11 protein-coding genes are annotated in these 16,662 nt (G+C 70.0%); 4 read left to right on the top strand and 7 right to left on the bottom strand.

What is annotated here, in order from left to right; all coding sequences use genetic code 11:
• Positions 1-16: 16 nt before the first annotated feature.
• Positions 17-1,765 carry a methyl-accepting chemotaxis protein gene (locus HMPREF9710_RS14405; protein WP_005667455.1) on the bottom strand — a complete coding sequence of 583 codons (1,749 nt, stop codon included), beginning with the start codon at positions 1,763-1,765 and terminating at the stop codon, positions 17-19.
• 182 nt (positions 1,766-1,947) lie between these two features.
• Between HMPREF9710_RS14405 and HMPREF9710_RS14400 the strand changes: the two genes are divergently transcribed.
• Genes HMPREF9710_RS14400 through HMPREF9710_RS14385 form a run of 4 tightly spaced genes read left to right on the top strand, consistent with a single transcriptional unit; the run spans position 1,948 to position 7,336 of the window.
• Complete coding sequence (locus HMPREF9710_RS14400; protein WP_081589921.1) at positions 1,948-4,974, top strand: sensor histidine kinase; 3,027 nt, start codon at positions 1,948-1,950, stop codon at positions 4,972-4,974.
• A gap of 55 nt (positions 4,975-5,029) precedes the next feature.
• Entirely contained in the window at positions 5,030-5,659 is a 630-nt protein-coding gene (locus HMPREF9710_RS14395) for an outer membrane beta-barrel protein (protein WP_005667452.1), read from the top strand.
• A gap of 11 nt (positions 5,660-5,670) precedes the next feature.
• Positions 5,671-6,315: a putative outer membrane beta-barrel protein gene (locus tag HMPREF9710_RS14390; RefSeq protein WP_005667450.1), complete on the top strand. Its 645-nt coding sequence runs from the start codon at positions 5,671-5,673 to the stop codon at positions 6,313-6,315.
• Positions 6,316-6,352: 37 nt separating this feature from the next.
• Positions 6,353-7,336 carry a DUF3108 domain-containing protein gene (locus HMPREF9710_RS14385; protein ID WP_005667448.1) on the top strand — a complete coding sequence of 328 codons (984 nt, stop codon included), beginning with the start codon at positions 6,353-6,355 and terminating at the stop codon, positions 7,334-7,336.
• 13 nt (positions 7,337-7,349) lie between these two features.
• Here the strand turns inward: HMPREF9710_RS14385 and HMPREF9710_RS14380 are convergent, their stop codons facing one another.
• From HMPREF9710_RS14380 to HMPREF9710_RS14355, 6 genes are all read right to left on the bottom strand, one after another.
• Positions 7,350-9,002: a peptide chain release factor 3 gene (locus HMPREF9710_RS14380; protein ID WP_005667447.1), complete on the bottom strand. Its 1,653-nt coding sequence runs from the start codon at positions 9,000-9,002 to the stop codon at positions 7,350-7,352.
• 111 nt (positions 9,003-9,113) lie between these two features.
• Positions 9,114-13,778 (bottom strand): pilus assembly protein, encoded by a 4,665-nt coding sequence (locus tag HMPREF9710_RS14375; RefSeq protein ID WP_005667445.1) that lies wholly within the window; start codon positions 13,776-13,778, stop codon positions 9,114-9,116.
• A 26-nt stretch (positions 13,779-13,804) separates the two neighbouring features.
• On the bottom strand, positions 13,805-14,401 hold the full coding sequence (locus HMPREF9710_RS14370; RefSeq protein WP_005667444.1) for a hypothetical protein: 597 nt from the start codon (positions 14,399-14,401) through the stop codon (positions 13,805-13,807).
• Positions 14,398-15,573: a PilW family protein gene (locus HMPREF9710_RS14365; RefSeq protein ID WP_005667442.1), complete on the bottom strand. Its 1,176-nt coding sequence runs from the start codon at positions 15,571-15,573 to the stop codon at positions 14,398-14,400. Before HMPREF9710_RS14365 ends, HMPREF9710_RS14370 begins: the two co-directional genes overlap by 4 nt.
• Positions 15,570-16,010 carry a type IV pilus modification PilV family protein gene (locus HMPREF9710_RS14360; RefSeq protein WP_005667440.1) on the bottom strand — a complete coding sequence of 147 codons (441 nt, stop codon included), beginning with the start codon at positions 16,008-16,010 and terminating at the stop codon, positions 15,570-15,572. Before HMPREF9710_RS14360 ends, HMPREF9710_RS14365 begins: the two co-directional genes overlap by 4 nt.
• Complete coding sequence (locus HMPREF9710_RS14355; RefSeq protein WP_040776296.1) at positions 16,007-16,645, bottom strand: pilus assembly FimT family protein; 639 nt, start codon at positions 16,643-16,645, stop codon at positions 16,007-16,009. Before HMPREF9710_RS14355 ends, HMPREF9710_RS14360 begins: the two co-directional genes overlap by 4 nt.
• Between the last annotated feature and the right edge of the window lie 17 nt (positions 16,646-16,662).

The following is a 16,662-nucleotide window of genomic DNA, read 5'->3' as shown; positions in this document are numbered from 1 at the left end:
GCACTGACCGGGATCGTCACTTGCGGCTCGAGGCGAGCCGCAAGTGCGACGCCTGGTGACGGCGGCGTTCCCTGGTGCCCCCCCGGCGTTCGCGCGCCGGATCGAAGGGCTTCGACCAGGAAGCGCCGCCGTCGTCCTTGCGGCCGGCGTCCTGCGCCTGCGGGGCCGTTTCCCGCGCCCCCTCTTCTTCCAGCCTGAACCCCGCCACCGTGCGCGACAGCGCCAGCGCCTGCATCTGCAGGGTGCGCGCCGCGCTCGCCGCTTCTTCCACCAGCGTGCAGTTCTGGCGCGTCACCTGGTCCATCTGCACGATCGCCTGGCCCACGTCGGCCAGTTGCGTGGCCTGGCCTTCGCCGGCCGCGCCGATGCGCCCGGCCAGGTCTTCCACCTCGCGCACCGTGCCGGCGATCCGCTCCATGCTGCTGCCGGCGTGCAGGGCCCAGGCCGCGCCGCCATCGATCTCGGCCAGCGACTGCGCCGCCACGGTCCGGATCTCGCGGCTGGCGGCGGCCACCCGGCGCGCCAGCGCCCGCACCTCGCCGGCCACCGCGGCCATCGCCGGCGACTGCGCGCCGGCGTCCATGTCGGCGTCCAGGTGCGTGCGCGCCGCGTCCAGCGCCGCGTTCAGCGCCAGCGTGCCGGTCTCGCTCGCCGCCAGGTCGAGCCCGTCGACGATCTCGACCACCCGCTGCGCACCGCGGCGGCTGCCCTCGAGCGTCGCCACCAGCCGTTCGACCAGGTCGCCGCCTTCGTGCGCCGCCTCGCCCGCGCCGGCGGCCAGGCGGTGGGCGATGCGCGCCTGGTCGGCGCCCAGCTTGACGTCGGCCGCCAGCTCGCGCAGCGCGCCTTCGGTATGGGCCAGCGCGCTGGCGCGGAACACGGCGCGGCTGCCCAGGCTCAGGCTGCCGAGCTTGATGTCGCGCGAGGCGGCGCCGATCAGGCGCGCCGAGTCCAGGATCGAACGCAGGGTGCCGTTCAGGTTGCGGATGCTGGCGTCCAGCTGGCGCGACGTGTCGGCGATCTCGTCGCCGCCGTACTCGTGGTCGAGATGCGGGCGCGCCGTCAGGTCGCCGCTGGCCAGGCCGCTGGCGGCCAGCCCGATGCCGCGGATCTCGTCCAGCAGGATGCGGCGCACGGCGAAGGTGATCGCCAGCGACAGCCCGATCGCCAGCAGCACCACGGCCGGCATCAGCACCGAGATCATGCGAAAGTCGGCCTTCGCGCTGCCGGAGGCTTCGCGCGCCAGCGCTTCTTCGAGCGCGCCCAGGTCGGCCAGGCGCTGCGCCACCAGCGCGAAGGCGCTTTCGGCCTTCTGCATGGCATTCGCGCTGATCGAGCCGTCCAGCGGCGCCAGCTCGATCACCTCGCGCACCGCCTCGGCGTAGCGCAGCTGCGCCGCCGCGGCCTGCTGCACGTGGCGGTCTTCGGCCTCGGTCAGGGTCGCCTTGCCAAGGGTCTCCAGGCCGGTCGCGATGCGCCGGTGCTGGGCCAGGATGTCCTGGCGCAGCGGCTCGGTGCGCGCCAGCGGGAAGCTGCCGCCCATCCAGCTCAGCAGGCGGTAGATGTCGGCATGCGCCTTCTGCGTCTGCGCCGCCAGGCTGCTGGCGGCGCGCATGCTGGCCGCGCGCTGGCCCACGATCGATTCGAGCGAGTCGTTCTGGCGCACCATCGCGTAATAGGCGACCCAGGACAGCAGGAGCAGCAGGAGCAGGACGGCGCCGGGAGCGAGCAGGAGCTTGGGACCAATACGCAGGCGGGCCAGCATGATCATCCTTTCGGTCAGCGCCGTCTTCTCGGCGCACTCGACAATGTACCTTGCCGGAAAGATGGACACTTGTGACGGCGCAAGAATGCGAGACGCCCGCCATCCTTGCTTTTTGTTGACCGTTGGCTATGATTGTGCGCTGAGCCGCACCGCCAACCCGCATTCACCAACGAAACCGCTCTATGACGTCGTCCCGCGCACGCATGATGCTGGCCTGCGCCCTCGCTGGCCTGCTCGTCCAGGCCAACGCCGCAGCCGCCACGCCCGCCACTGCCCAACAGTCCTGCGCGCAGCCGACGCGTTGGGACGCCGACCTCCAGCACACCGGCTGGACCCGCAAGGACGGCGCGCCGGCCGGGCTGTACTCGATGGCCCAGGACGCCGACGGACTGCTGTGGTTCGCCGCCCGCGACGGCCTGTACAGCTTCGACGGCGCCCGGTTCGTGCGCAATGACAGGGTGCATGGCCACGAGCTGCACTCGCCGGTGACCATGGCGGTGGCCTCCTACGGCGACGCGATCTGGGTCGGCTACCAGTTCGGCGGCATCAGCCGGTTCGAACGCGCAGGCGCGCGGCACTACGTGAGTGGCGACGGCGCGCCGCGCGGTTCCGTGCACCGGTTCGCCCGCACCGGCGACGGCGTAATGTGGGCCGCCACCAGCGCGGGCCTGTACCGGCTCGACGGGCACGCCTGGCGCCCGGTCGGATCCGGGGCCGGCCTGCCCGAGGGCGGCCTGCTGCAGCTGACGGTGCTGAAGGACGGCAGCATGCTGGCGTACTTCCCCGACGGCGTCTATCGCAGCACGCAGGCCCCGGGAACCGGGCGCCACCGGTTCCAGAAAGTCCTCGACCGGCCTGGCGTCGAGGGCGGCGAGCTGCAGCCGGACGGACGGGTCCTGGTCAACAGCCGTGCGCACGGCATGCAGATGTTCGATCCGGACAGCGGCGCAACGACGCCGTTCGCGCTGCATAACGGCGGCCTGCCCAACCTCGGTTACTACAGCGACGCGCACGGCGGCCTGTGGGTCGGCACCGGCGAATCCGTCCAGCTGCTCGACTGCCACGGCAAGGTGGTGCGGCAATTCGTGACCGCGGGAGGCTTTACCGCATCGACGTTCAGCGCCAACCTGACCGATCGCGAGGGCAACGTGTGGTTCGTCACGCCGGAGGGCGTCGACCGTGTGCGGCCCGCCCGCCTCGCGATGGTCGCGCTGCCGGACGGCTTCACCGGCGCCATGGGCGTGACGCCGGGCGACGAGGGCGCGGTCTGGATCGGGACGTCGGACCAGCTGGAAGCCTTCAATATGCGCAGCATCGTGCTGGGAGCGGACGGCGTCCAGCGCCGCAGCGACATCGCCGGCGTGACCGCCAGCCATCGCCAGCCGGACGGCGCCCTCTGGTTCGCCACCGGCACCCATCTGTGGCAGGTGCGCGCCGGCTCGGCGCGCCGCTGGCCGCTGCCCACCGAATTCGCCGGCCGCGACGTCCAGGCCATGACCAGCGACGCGGCCGGCACGCTGTGGCTGTCGGTGGTCGGAATGGGCGTCCATACCTTCCGTGACGGCGCCTGGCTTGCCGGCGGCGGGCACCAGGAACTGGCGCAGGACACCGCCGTCACCCTTGCCCGCGACCACGAGGGACGGATCTGGTTCGGCTATACGGGCGATCGCATCGCGGTACTGGACAGGGATGAGGTACGGCGCTACGGGCACGCGCACGGACTCGCCGTCGGAAACACCCTGGCGATCCTCCACGGACGGCAGCGCACATGGATCGGCGGCGACCGTGGGCTTGGCTGGTTCGACGGCGCGCGCTTCCGCTCGCTCGGGGAACGTGGGCGGGGTTCCTTCAGCGGCGTGTCGGGCATCGTGGAGCGCGAAGACGGCGAATTGTGGCTGCACGATACCAGCGGGCTGGCGCGCATCGACGCGGCGAAGCTGAGCGGCGCCCTGCCGGCGCTGGTCGACGCCGAGCGGTTCGACCACCTCGACGGTTACCGCGGCATGCCGGCCCAGATCCGGCCGCTGCCGACGCTGGTGCAGGCGAGCGACGGCCGCTTGTGGTTCGCGACCTCGAGCGGCATCGGTCACATCGATCCGGCGGCGATCCCGCGCAATCCGCGCGCGCCGACGGTGATGGTGAGCGCCCTGCGCACCGATCGCCAGGCGTTCGCGCCGGATGGCGCCACAATCCTGCCTGCGCGCACGGCGCGCGTCGAGATCGATTTCACCGCCACCGCCCTGACGATGCCCGAGCGGGTGCGCTTTCGCTACCGTCTCGTCGGCCAGGATCCAGGGTGGCGCGAGACGGCCGGCCTGCGCCAGGCGGTCTACACCAACCTGGCCCCGGGCGCCTACACCTTCGAGGTGAGCGCCGCCAACGAGGACGGGGTCTGGAGCCCGCAGCCGGCGCGCGCATCGTTTCGCATCGAACCGGCCTTCACCCAGACCGCGTGGTTCATGCCGGCCTGCGTCCTGGCCGCGCTGGCGGCGGCCTGGCTGCTGCACCGCTGGCGCCTGGCGCGGCTCGCGTCGCGCCTGCATGCGAATCTCGACCTGCGCCTGCGCGAGCGCATGCTCGAGCGCGAGCGCATCGCGCGCACCCTGCACGACACCTTCCTGCAAAGCGTCCAGGCCCTCGTGCTGCGCATGCACGTCCTGCTGGGAAGGCTGCCGGGCGACAGCGGGCTGCGCGCCGAAGTCGAGGACGTGCTGGCGCGCGCCGAGGACGTGATCGACGAGGGCCGCGAGCGGCTGCGCCAGTTGCGCGTGCCAGGCCTGCGCCACGGTTGCCTGGCGCAGGCCTTGTCCGACGTTGGCCGCGAGCTGGCGGCGGCGACCGGCGTCGCGTTCGTGACGCGCCATAATGGCAAGATCCACGGGCTCGAGCCCGAGATCGAGGACGAACTGTTCACGATCGGGCGCGAAGCCCTGTCGAATGCGTTTCACCATGCGCGCGCAGGCAGGATCACGCTGGCGCTCGACTGCGGCGCCGATCGCCTGCGCCTGGCCGTCATGGACGACGGCTGCGGCATCGGCCCGGATATCCTGGCCAGCGGCGCGCGCGCGGGCCACTGGGGCTTGCCCGGCATGCGCGAGCGGGCCCGGCTGGCTAGTGGGGTGCTGGAGATCGACAGCAGCCCGGCAGGGACCACGGTGAGCGTATGCATACCGGTAACAACTGCTTACCAAGGCATGCGCCGTGCATGAGCATAGCGCCCGCAAACGCGCTATGCTTGCCAAATCCCCCGCTCGAGGAGCTCCGATGAAAGCACGCGCCTTCGTATTGACGCTCGGATGGCTGGCGGCCTGCACTGTCCAGGCCCAGCTGCTGCCCGACCCGTCCCCGCGCCAGCCGGCGCAGCTCGAGCGGAACGCAGCCGCCAGGCCCGACCCGTTCGCCGGCAGCCACCAGCCCTATCCGCGCGTGTATGGCGGCGACGTGGCGGCCCAGCCGAACGACCACGTGTTCACCGGCATGCGGCGCGATCCGCGCCTGATCGCCGGCGTCGAGGTGACGCCCAACGTCGCCATCGAGGGCGGTTACCTCAATCTGCCGGACAAAGACTTGCACAAGGTCGAGCCGGGCAAGCCCGCCGACGCCTCGATCCCGCTGGGCGAAAAAGGTTCCAGCAACCATCTGGCCGCCAAATATTCGCTGCCGGCCGGCGACCGCCTGTCGGCCTACGGCAAGGCCGGCATCGCCTATACCGAAAAAAAGAAGGAACAAGGCGTGGCCGGGTCCGATACCGGTCTGTACACCGGCGCCGGCGCCAGCTACAAGGTCGACAAACGCACCACGGTAAGCGGCGACTTCGTGCGCCACGGCGACGCGGCGAAGAAGTTCGACCGCGTGCGCGACGGCGTCAAGGGCAACCTGAAGATGGGCTTCTGAAAGGACGCGACATGAAACAACCGGCCTTGATCCTGGCGGCGGCCGTTGCGGCCGTTGCCGGCGCTCCGGCGCGGGCGCAACTGGTGGAACAGGCGGCCGCGCCGGTGGCGCTGGCCGACACCCGCCCGCGCAGCGTGTTCTCGGCCCCGCGCGATCCCCGTTCCCAGACCTTTCCCCGGGTCTATGGCGGGAACCTGAACGTCAACCCCAACGACCGCCTGTTCGCCGGCCTGTTCAAGACCGACCCCAGGCTGCTGATGGGCGTCGCGACGACGCCGGGGCTGGCTTTCGAGGCCGGCTACGTCAACCTGCTCGACCAGGGTTTTCGCCCGCTGAACGAGCGCGATCCCGAAGACACGACCGGCGCGATCGGCCTGCGCGGCTTCAACCTGCACGCGGCCGTCAAGGTCACGCAACCGCTCGGCGAACGCCTGTCGGCCTACGGCAAGCTGGGCGTGGCGCACAGCCAGAACCGCCGCGGCGTGCGCAGGGGCGTCGATACCGGCCTGTACACCGGCGTTGGCGCACAGTACAAGGTGAACGAACGGGTCACGCTCGACGGCTCCTTCGAGAATCACGGCCACGCGGCCGAGCGTTTCGAGAATGCGACCAACTCCAGCAGCAGGGTCAGGGCCAACCTGAACGTCGGCTTCTGATCTCCCGTTCGCGGACGGGCGCGCTACACTAGCGCCCATGAGATTTCCCGCTTTCCTGGCGCGCCACCGGCGTCTGCTCGGCGTCGGCCTGGCATCGCTGTTGCTGCACCTGGCCGCCCTTGCCTGGCTCGAATTCCCCGCCCAGCGCGCGCCGGGCGTGCGCGAGCCTGCGCCGCTGACGCTGCGCATCGCGCGCGCCGGGACCGAGCGCGCAACGCCCCGGCCGGCGCCAGGCCCGTCGCCCGCATCCCGGCCCGCCCCTGGATCCGCCCCGCAGCCCGCGCCAGCGCCCGATGCCGGGCCTGAAGCCACATCGTCCCCGCTGCCGGCGCTCGCCCCGCTCCAGGCGGCCGGGCAAGGCGAGGTGCTGCCGGGCGCGATGCCGGGCCAGTTCCGCGTCTCGCCGGCGCCGCCGGCGCGCCTCGACTACCGCGTCAGCGGCGGGGGCGCGGCGCGCCTCGAATGGCGCACCGACGGCAGCAGCTACCGGCTCGCGCTCGACGGCATCCTGGGCGCGCTGGACAGCGAGGGCGGCCTGGACGACGGCGGCCTGGCGCCGCTACGCGCCAGCGAGCCGGCGGGCCTGGGCCGGGCGAGCACCGAATTCGATCGCGCGCGCGGGGTGATCGTCTCGCACCTCGGCGCGCGCCGCGACCAACTGGCGGGCGGGACCCAGGACCGCGCCTCGCTGCTGCTGCAGCTGGCGGGCATGGGACGCGCCAATCCGGACCAGCTGCGCGGCGTGCTGGCGTTCTGGATCGGCGCCGCCGGCGGGGCGCGCCAGGAACGCTACGAGGTGATGGAAATGGAGACGGTCGACACCGGGATCGGCGCCCTGGAAGCGCTGCGCCTGGCGCAGCTGGCGCCCGAGGGGGCGCCGCGGCTGGAAGTATGGCTGGCGCCAGGCCAGGCCTGGCTGCCGGTGCAGCTGCGCCTGACCTTGCCCGACGGCGCGGTGCGCACCCAGACCCTGGACGCGCTCGAGATCGACATGGAGATCAAGAACGCGGCCGGGCCTTGATGCGGGGGCTGCGTCAGGCCAGCTTGGCCGCGTGCTCGCGGGTCGCGTGGAACACCAGCTTGGGCCAGCGCTCCTGGGTCAGGCGCAGGTTCACGCCGGACGTCGCGAGGAAGGCCATATTGCCGGCGGCGTCGTAGGCGACCTGGTGGCCGAGCTGGTTCTCGAAGTCGGCAAGGGATTTCTTGTCGTCGCTCGAAATCCAGCGCGCGCTGCTGATGCTGCTGCTTTCGAACACCGCATCCACGCCGTACTCGTTGAGCAGGCGGCTGGCCACGACCTCGAACTGCAGCACGCCGACCGCGCCCAGGATCAGGTCCGAGCCGAGCACCGGCTTGAACACCTGCACCGCGCCCTCTTCGCCCAGCTGCTGCAAGCCCTTGTGCAGCTGCTTCACTTTCAATGGGTTGCGAATCCGCACCGTGCGGAACAGGTCCGGGGCAAAATACGGAATGCCGGTGAAGGTCAGCATCTCGCCTTCCGAGAAGCTGTCGCCGATCTGCATATTGCCGTGGTTCGGCAAGCCGATGATGTCGCCGGCGTAGGCTTCTTCGACCTGTTCGCGGCTCGAAGCCATGAAGGTCACGACCGACGACAGCTTCACTTCGCGTCCGAGGCGCAGGTGCTTGACCTTCATGCCCTTCTCGAAGCGTCCCGAGCACACGCGCAGGAAGGCGATGCGGTCGCGGTGGGCCGGGTCCATATTGGCCTGGATCTTGAACACGAAGCCCGAGAACTTGGGTTCGACCGGCGCGACCGCGCGCACGGTGGCGTCGCGTTCGCGCGGCGCCGGCGCCCAGTCGACCAGGGCCGACAGGATCTCGCGCACGCCGAAGTTGTTGATCGCCGAACCGAAGAACACCGGGGTCTGCACGCCCGACAGGAAGCGTTCGAGGTCGAACACGTGCGAAGCGCCGTGCACCAGTTCCACTTCCATCTTGAGTTGCTCGATCTCGAGCGGGAACATCTCGGCCAGCTTCGGATTGTCGATGCCCTTGACGATCTCGAAGGCGCCGTCGGCCTTCTCTTCGCCGGCCTTGAACAGCATGATCTCGTCGCGCAGCAGGTGGTACACGCCGCGGAAGTTCTTGCCCATGCCGATCGGCCAGGTCACCGGCGCGCACTCGATCTTGAGCACCGACTCGACCTCGTCGAGCAGCTCCAGCGGATCGCGGGTCTCGCGGTCCATCTTGTTCATGAAGGTGACGATCGGGGTGTCGCGCATGCGGCACACGTCGAGCAGCTTGATGGTCTGTTCCTCGACGCCCTTGGCGGCGTCGATCACCATCAGCGCCGAGTCGACCGCGGTCAGCACGCGATAGGTGTCTTCCGAGAAGTCCTGGTGGCCCGGGGTGTCGAGCAGGTTGATCACGTGCTCGCGGAACTCGAACTGCATCACCGAGGACGCGACCGAGATGCCGCGCTGCTTCTCGATGTCCATCCAGTCCGAGGTCGCGTGGCGGCCGCTCTTGCGGCCCTTGACGGTGCCGGCCAGCTGGATCGCGCCCGAGAACAGCAGCAGCTTCTCGGTCAGCGTGGTTTTACCCGCGTCGGGGTGGGAAATGATGCCGAAGGTGCGGCGGCGCGCGACTTCGCGCGCGATCGCGCCGGCCTGGCGGGGGGCGGCGACGTCGAGGTCGTCGCTGGAAATATCGGTGTCGTTGGCCATGGATCGAGCCCTGTTGTCGGGCCGCGGGCGACCCTTGTCGGAAAACCCTCGATTTTACCGTTTCCGGGGCGCGCCGTGTGAACTAAACGGCGCGCCCGGCGCGTCCATCGCCTAGTCGCGCACCCGGCGCCAGCCGGTGCGGCGCGCGTCCTGGGTCTTGGCCGGCGCCACCTCGGTGGTGATGGTGTTGCCCTTGGCGGTGGTGGTGATCAGCTTGAGCGCGCCCGACGGCAGGCGCACGATGGTCGTGCCCACCGCCGCCGCGTCGCCCGACAGCAGCACGCCGGCGATGTCGTTCGAGACCGCGGCGCCGCTGCACACGTCGACGAAATAGGCGTAGCTGATGCCGCCCACCGCGCAGGCGGTCGAGGATTGCGGCAGGTTGGACACCACGGTCAGGGTGCCGGCCACGATCTTCGGATCCAGGTTGACCCGCTCGCCGGCGTTCTTGTCGAAGTCGACGAACCAGCCGCGCTGGCGCCCCAGGTCGGCGATCGTCCCGCCGATCGTGAACTGGTTCGAGCGCGGCACGTCGGGCGCGGCGTCATCGTAGGGCCGGGTCTCGGTCAGCGTACGTTCGGCATAGGTTTCGTCGTCGCGCCAGGCAGCGGCGTCGAAGGCGGCGCCATCGTCCTTGAGCACATAGGCGCTTTGCACCTTGGTGTTCTGGATGTCCGGCAAGTCGAGCATGCGACCGGTGCCGAAGGCCACCACGCGCCTGGTCGGCGAGGCGTCCGCCCCCTCGCCGGTCGAGCCGACCTGGCAGACGGCGACGTCGGGACGGGTGGTGATCGGCTGATCGGGGCCGGCATCGGCCATCAGCAGCCGCTGGACGCGCTCGCCGGTGAAGTCGAAGCGCCACATCTGGCCCTGGTTGTCGCCGCCGTAGACGTAGGTCACCAGCGGATCGGTGTTCGGGTTGGCCGTGATCGCCGTGATCTTCGCCAGGCCGGACGGCGTCGTGGCGTCGCCGCTGCCGGTGGTGAGCATGCCCTTGTCCAGCACGTCGCCGGCGCCCAGGTTGGCGATCGCCTCGCCGGTGGCGACGTCGATCACGAACAGGTAGCCCTTGCCGCTGCCCGACTGGATGTCGTCGGCGCCGGGAATGTTGTTGTAGCCCGAGGTCAGGAACACCACCCAGCGCTCCGCGCCGCCCACCCGGATGGTGCCGAACTGGGGATTGCCGAAGGTGAAGCCCATGTCGGGCTGGTGGTGCACGCCGCCGCACACCGTGCTGTCGGCGCAGATTTCCCACAAGGGCTTGGGATCGGCCGGATCGGTGACGTCCAGCGCATAGTAGCCGCGCCCGCCGGCGTTCAGGCCGGCGACCAGCACCGTGCGCCATTCGCCGCCGATCTTGACGTCCGCCAGCTCGGGCGAACCGTCGGTGCTGAACTGGTGGCTCGACGCGTAATTGACGCTGGCCTGCCGGTACAGCTTCTTCATCGTGATGCGCGGCATGTAAGCCCACAGCTCGGTCCCCTTCTCGGCGTCGAAGGCATGCAGCATGCCGTCGTTGGCGGCGATGAAAACGACCGGGTCGCGGCTCGCGTTCTCGCTGCGGAAGGCCGCATAGTCGGCGCTGCCGTAAGCCTTGCGCGGCTCGCGCAGGTAGGCCGGCTTGGACGACGCCACGTCGCCCAGGATCTCCAGCTGCGCGCCGTTCGGGCCGGTGTCTTCCGGCCCGGTGGTGGTGTAGGCGCGCAGCAGGACGTTGTCGGCATGCTGCTGCTGGCCGCGCAGCCAGCCGACGATGGTGCGGCCGTCGTTGACGACGGCGCGCTGGTCGGCCGACAGGCGCGCGCACTGCGGCAGCGCCGAGCACTTGTTCGAGAACCAGGCCTGGTCGGCGCCCAACTGGTCGTAGGCGAAGTCGGCGCGCGCGCCGGTGGCCGGGTTGCGCCACCAGATGCTGCGGGTGTCGGCGTCGGCGCCCACCTTCTGGCCCATGCTCCAGGAGGTCTTCCAGTCGACGTCCTGGCTGACCTCGCCCGTGACGATGTCGATCACGCGCTTGGAGAGGTTTCCCGTCCATTTCACGGTGGTGAAGGTGGCCGAGAAGATGTCGCGGTCTTCCTGCGCCACGTTGGGGGTCGAGGTGGCGGCCGCGGCGGCCGCGCCGGTGGCGACCTGGATGTCGTTCAGGACCCGGTTCAGGCTGTCGACCACCTGCAGCGGATCGGAGGCCGGGAAGTATTTGCCGCCGCCGTTGATGGCGGCGTGCCACAGGTCGTCCACGCGCGACTGCAGCGCGGTCGACAGGTCGGTGGTGCCGGTGTTCGGATCGGGCCAGACGTAGGCGCCGTTGTTGTTCCACGGGCAACCGGTCTGTACGCCGTTGATCAGGTTGTAGAAATCGCCGCCGACCACCGGCTTGGTGTCGTAGTCGGGCTCATAGGTCATGATGCCGTCCACGCCCAGGCCCAGGGCGTAGGTGCGCATGTGCAGGTGGTTGTTGCCAGCGCCCGGCACCTGGCCGGTCTTCGACATGTCGTCGATCTCGGGACGCAGCGACACGGTGCCGGTGCTCGAACCGCCGTTGTACCAGTACAGCGCGACGTCGGCCAGCGACGGCAGCGTTTGCGCACGGGTGTCGAGGCAGCCCTTCTCGCGCGTGCAGAAGCGCGCCGGGTTGACGGTGTTGTCGTTGTTGACGACGGTTTCCTCGTATTCGGCGGGCGAATTGCGGGTCGCCGCCTTGACCAGCGTCTTGGGGCTGTTGCCGTTCCAGTAGCCGTCGGTGGTCACGAACGTGAAGTTCTGCTGGCACGCATACTCCACCGTCTCCGAGCCCGCCTCCTGCCTGTAGGGCGCCTGGTTGGCGAACATCTTGCCGATCGCGTGCAGCGCCAGACGCACCGGGGTGCCGCCCGCGCTGTTCATCGCGTACAGCGCGTCGTACCAGTCGATCCGGTTCTGGCCGGTGAACGGCTTCGGACGGCTCATCGTCCCTTCCGCGGCCGCATCCTGCAGGCCCACCAGGCCGACCTTGTAGGCTTCGCCCAGCGGCTGGAAGGCCAGGCCGACGGACGTCTTCATCATCTGGTTGCGCGTCTTGTAGTAGGCGTACCAGTTGGCGAAGTTGGTCATCTCCTCGGCGTAGGTGCAGGCCGCGCCCTGGCAATCGGTGCGCTGCGCCGATTTCGGGTAGTTGTCGCGCGCCGGTACGATGTCGGTGCGGATGAACACGCCGGTATCGAAACCCGAGACCGAGGTCGGCGCGCCGTCGCTGGTCGCCGGCGCGCCTCCCCAGCTCAGGCTGGCGGGATTGTCGACCCGGGTATAGCTCAGGTTGGCGCCGGCCATGCTCAGCGGCGCCACGATGCACACCATCGAACTGGTGGCCGCGGCGCACTGCGGCGTCACGTTGTTCGGACCCACATAGGCCTTGATCGTGCCGCGGGTGCCGATCTCGCTGGCGATTTGCGAGGCGACCTGGGCCGCCGTGTAGTTCTGGCCGAAGCGCAGCGAGTCGATCAGCGTGGTATTGCCCAGCTTCAGGCCGACCAGGCGGCTGCGGCCGTTGGTGTTGCTGCTGTTGGCGGCGCGTCCGCCCACTTGCAGCAGCGCGGTGGCGGCGGTGCCGGAATCGACCACGATCTCGTCGCCGGTGCGCTCGCCCTCCCTCACCACCGTGCAGTTGTTCTTGTTGGTGACGTTGCGGCCGCAGCTGATCGGGATCACCGCCAGCATGTCGCTCGACTCGAGCGTGATGCCGAAGTCGGAACAGGCGCGCACCACGCCGCTGGCCTGGGGCACGCAGGCGGTGAACGGACGGTCCGATACCGCCTTGTTGACGATCGAGGCCGCCAGCGCGGTGGCCAGCGCGGTGCGCTTGGCCGCGGTGTTGGTGCCGCCCGAGGCCGTGGCCGCGTCGCGGGTGATGGTCTGGGTGCCGGACACCCCGACCGCGCGCACGGCGGTGATCGAGACCGCGCTGGCGGCGCCCGAATCGTTGATGGTGATGGTCGAATACCAGTTGGCCGAGCGGTTCGGATCGCCGTAGCGCGGGTACTTGTAGTTGCCGACGTACTTGGCCTGGCAATCGGTCAGCGCCGTGCTGTTGCACCAGCGCACCGGGGCCGGCACCGGATACCCCTGCGGCGCGGGGGCATTGACCGCGGTGCTCACGCATCGCTTCAGGCTGGCGTCGGTGCAGTATTCGGCGACGTTGATCGTGTAGTAATAGGGATTGGCGCCGACCGCCTCGGCGCTGTTGTAGGTCAGGCTCGGATAGGCGTAGCCGCCGATGTTGCGGCGGCACTCGCCGTCGCTGTTGCACCACTGCAGGTCCGGGTAGCCGGTCAGCAGATTGGTGGTTTCCTCGTTCGCATTGCGCATGTTCCGCTTGTCGATGCCGAAGCCGTCGGTGGTCACGGACTTCCAGCCGTCGGTCTGGCTGGAGGTCTGGCTCGGATACGAGGTCTGGTCGGCCCGGACCGGCGGCTGGTAGCGCACCTTCGGGTCGTAGTACTGGCGGTTGAACAGCGGCGCCGCATAGGGCGGATCGCCGATCACGCAGCCGCGCGGGTTGCGCGCCGCGAGCGTCGTGCTGGCGCGGCAGGTGGTGTTGTCGTCGACGTAGTCCGGCGTATGGTTCCAGGCCATCGAGCCGGAATCGTCGTACAGCAGCATCAGGTTCGGCTTGACGGTGCCGCTGCCGGTGATGCTCATCAGGGGCAGCGAGGCCAGGCCGGTCGGACCGGCCCAGGCCGGCGTCGACGCCAGGGTCATGGCCAGCGCCAGCGCCAGCGTGGTAAGGAGAGAAAAATTCATGCGTATTCCATTCGTGCCGGCCGGCGTCAGGCGCCGATCAGGACAGCCATCTGGTTGATCACGTTGCCGCCGCGCGCGCCGTCGATGCGGGCCGTGATCACGTAGTGAATCTGGGGCGAGCTGGCGTAGGCCGGCGCGTCCGACGCCAGGCTCTCGCCGATCGCCACCCGGTTGCCGATCTTGACCGTGTTGGCGGAGGTCAGCACGCACTCCTGGTTTTCGCTGCTGAAGCTTCCCGGGTTGCGGCACATGCGGTGGATGACATACTGGATCCGGTTGCCGTCGGCGTCTTCCACCGCAAAGCTGTCGGCCCAGAACGCCTTGTCCTTCGGCGTCAGCGTGGTATCGAGGCTGGCGTGGTAGCCGCGCGCGAGGTCATCCTGGTTGAGGCTGGCCTTGTCGGCCGACGCGGCGTCGCTCAGCCACTGGAAGCCCGTGTGCAGGCCCAGGTCGACCGCCCGGCTCAGGGTGGCGTCATAGGCCAGGTTCGAGGCCGCCAGGGTGGCCGAATTGCTGGAGCGCAGCAGGTAGATGCTGGTCACCAGCATCACCAGCATCATGACCAGCATGACGGGCAAGGCGACCCCGTCCTGGCTGCGGGTGCTTGTCGGTGGATGGGTCATGCAGTGGGCCTCCAGCCCGCATTGCGCAGCGGGACGATGGTCTCGAAAGTGCGGTAGCGGTAGCAGCGCCAGTCGACCGGGTCGTCCGCCACGCGCACGTCGAGTTCGACCTCCACCGGGTCGACGCCCTGCGGCTGGGCGCTGCCGAACACCTTGATGGCCTGCGGCTGCGCCGTGCACACGCCGTCGGAGCCGGGCCGCTCGGGCGTCTTGGCGCGCGCCACGACCGCGATGCGCAGCGCGGCGACGCGCTGGTAGTCGCCCGGGCCGCCGGTCACGCCATCGTCGTCGGCGTCGATCATCGCGCTCGACCATTCGCCCACCTGCATCCCCAGTTCCGGATCGAAGTCGGCGGCGGCGCGCTTGTCGAAGCCGTATTGCGCCTTGAGCGAGACGATGTTGTCGGCCACCGCATGCGCGGCCTCGCCATCCGCGCCGAGGTTGGTGGCGCGCAGGCGCAGCACCCCGTCCCGCACCAGCCAGGTGTGGAACGACAGGTTCGCTTCGCCTCCGAGGTTGAAGATGCGGCTCGCGCTGCCGTCGAAATTGCGCGCCAGGGCGCCGGCGTTGTAGCGGTAGCGCACGTCGCCGATCGAGATCGCCGGCGCCGCGCCCTGGCCCGTCAGCGCCGCGACCTGGGCCAGCGCGCACTTGCCTTCGCCGTTCTCGGGCGCGACCACGATCACGTCGCCGACCGCGAAGCCGTACAACGGCCGGTCGACCACCAGCTGGTTGCCGCCGATGTAGTTGGTGAGCAGGCGCGTGGTGCCGGTGCCGCCCGGCGCGCTGCCCGCGTACATGGTCAGCTGGTCCGGCTTGCCGTCGGCCCCCGGCACGATCACGGCGGCGGCCAGCGGCGTCACGCCGACGCCGTCGCGGCTGGCCGCTGCCAGCGCGTAGCCGCTGTTGTCCGTGAACAGCGTGTCGCAGCCGTTCAGGATCGGATCGTTCAGGCCATAACCGGCCTGCTCGGCGTCGCCGCTGATCGAGAACATCGCCATCATCCCGTTCTGCATCGAATCCGAGCCGCCCAGCGCGCCGCGCTTGGTGGTTTCGGAATCGGTCATCATGCGGGTGGCGAACAGCACCGCCAGCAGGCCGATCACGATGCTGACCATCAGCTCGACCAGCGAAAAGCCGGCCATGCGCCGCGCCTGCGCCCGGGAACTCATGCCGACCTCGCCAGGTAGGTGACGATGCGGTGCGTGTTCTGCTGCGCCTCTTCGCTGCGGCGCCACTTGATGACGATCACGACGGCGGTGCGTTCGGTGTCCGCCGCCGGCGTGACCGTGACCTCGACCGCGGCGTTCGGCAGGTGGCCGGCAAGCGCGGCATGCCAGGTCTCGAGACGCTCGCCCGGCTCCGCGTCCCTGGCCAGCGCATATTCGTCCAGGTGGTCGAGGTCGGTGCTCATCACGCCGATCAACTCGTTGGCGGCGATGGTCGCCTCGGCGCGCATGGCGGCCTCGGACAGGGCGGCCTGGGAATTGACCTGCAGGGCCAGGGTGCCGATCAGGCCGATCCCCAGCAGCAGGACGGCGATCAGCGCTTCGAGCAGCGCAACGCCGCGCTGGGCCTGGCGGAGCACGGAAATGCGGCGACCCATCATGGACACCTGCGCGCGTCGCCCGCCGCAGCGGCGCCGACCAGGTCGGGGCGGCAGGTCACCACGGCCCCGGCCAGGGTCAGCACCACGGCGGTCGGCGTGAAAACGTGCTCGGCGTCGGCGCTGCCGGGCCCGAGGTCGAAGCGCATCAGCGCCGGCTTGGCGCCGTCGACCCAGCCCAGCTCGGTGAAATAGACCGAGCGCGCCTCCGAATCGGGCGCGACGCTCAAGGCCGTGGTGCGCGGCAGCGCGGCGGCGCTGCGAAAGACCGAACTGGTCTCGACGTTGCCGTCTTCCGGACCCGGCGCCGGCTCGTCCACGGTCGACCAGCGCGCGCTGTCGGCGCCGCAGCCATCGTCCGGGACCGGGAAGCAGACGTCGACCTGCCAGTCCAGCTGGCCGCTGCCGGCGTTCTCGGTGAACACCAGGCGGCTGCGGCTGTTGTTGGCCAGCGCCTGGCTGCGCGCCAGGCGAAAACCTTCGGCGTAGAACTCGGCCGCGCCGGTGGCCGTGGTGCCGCCCAGCCAGCCGCGCATGCCGGGAATGCCGACCGCCAGCAGGATGCCGAGGATCGCCACCACGACCAGCGCCTCGAGCGCCGTGAAGCCTTTCTCGCGGGCCGCGCTTGCTGGCAGCACTGCTGGGCGAACTACTG

It is taken from the genome of Massilia timonae CCUG 45783, from assembly GCF_000315425.1.
GTDB classification, from domain to species: Bacteria; Pseudomonadota; Gammaproteobacteria; order Burkholderiales; family Burkholderiaceae_D; genus Telluria; species Telluria timonae.
Note: the sequence above shows the minus strand (reverse complement) of the source record. Positions and strands in the feature narration are given on the sequence as shown.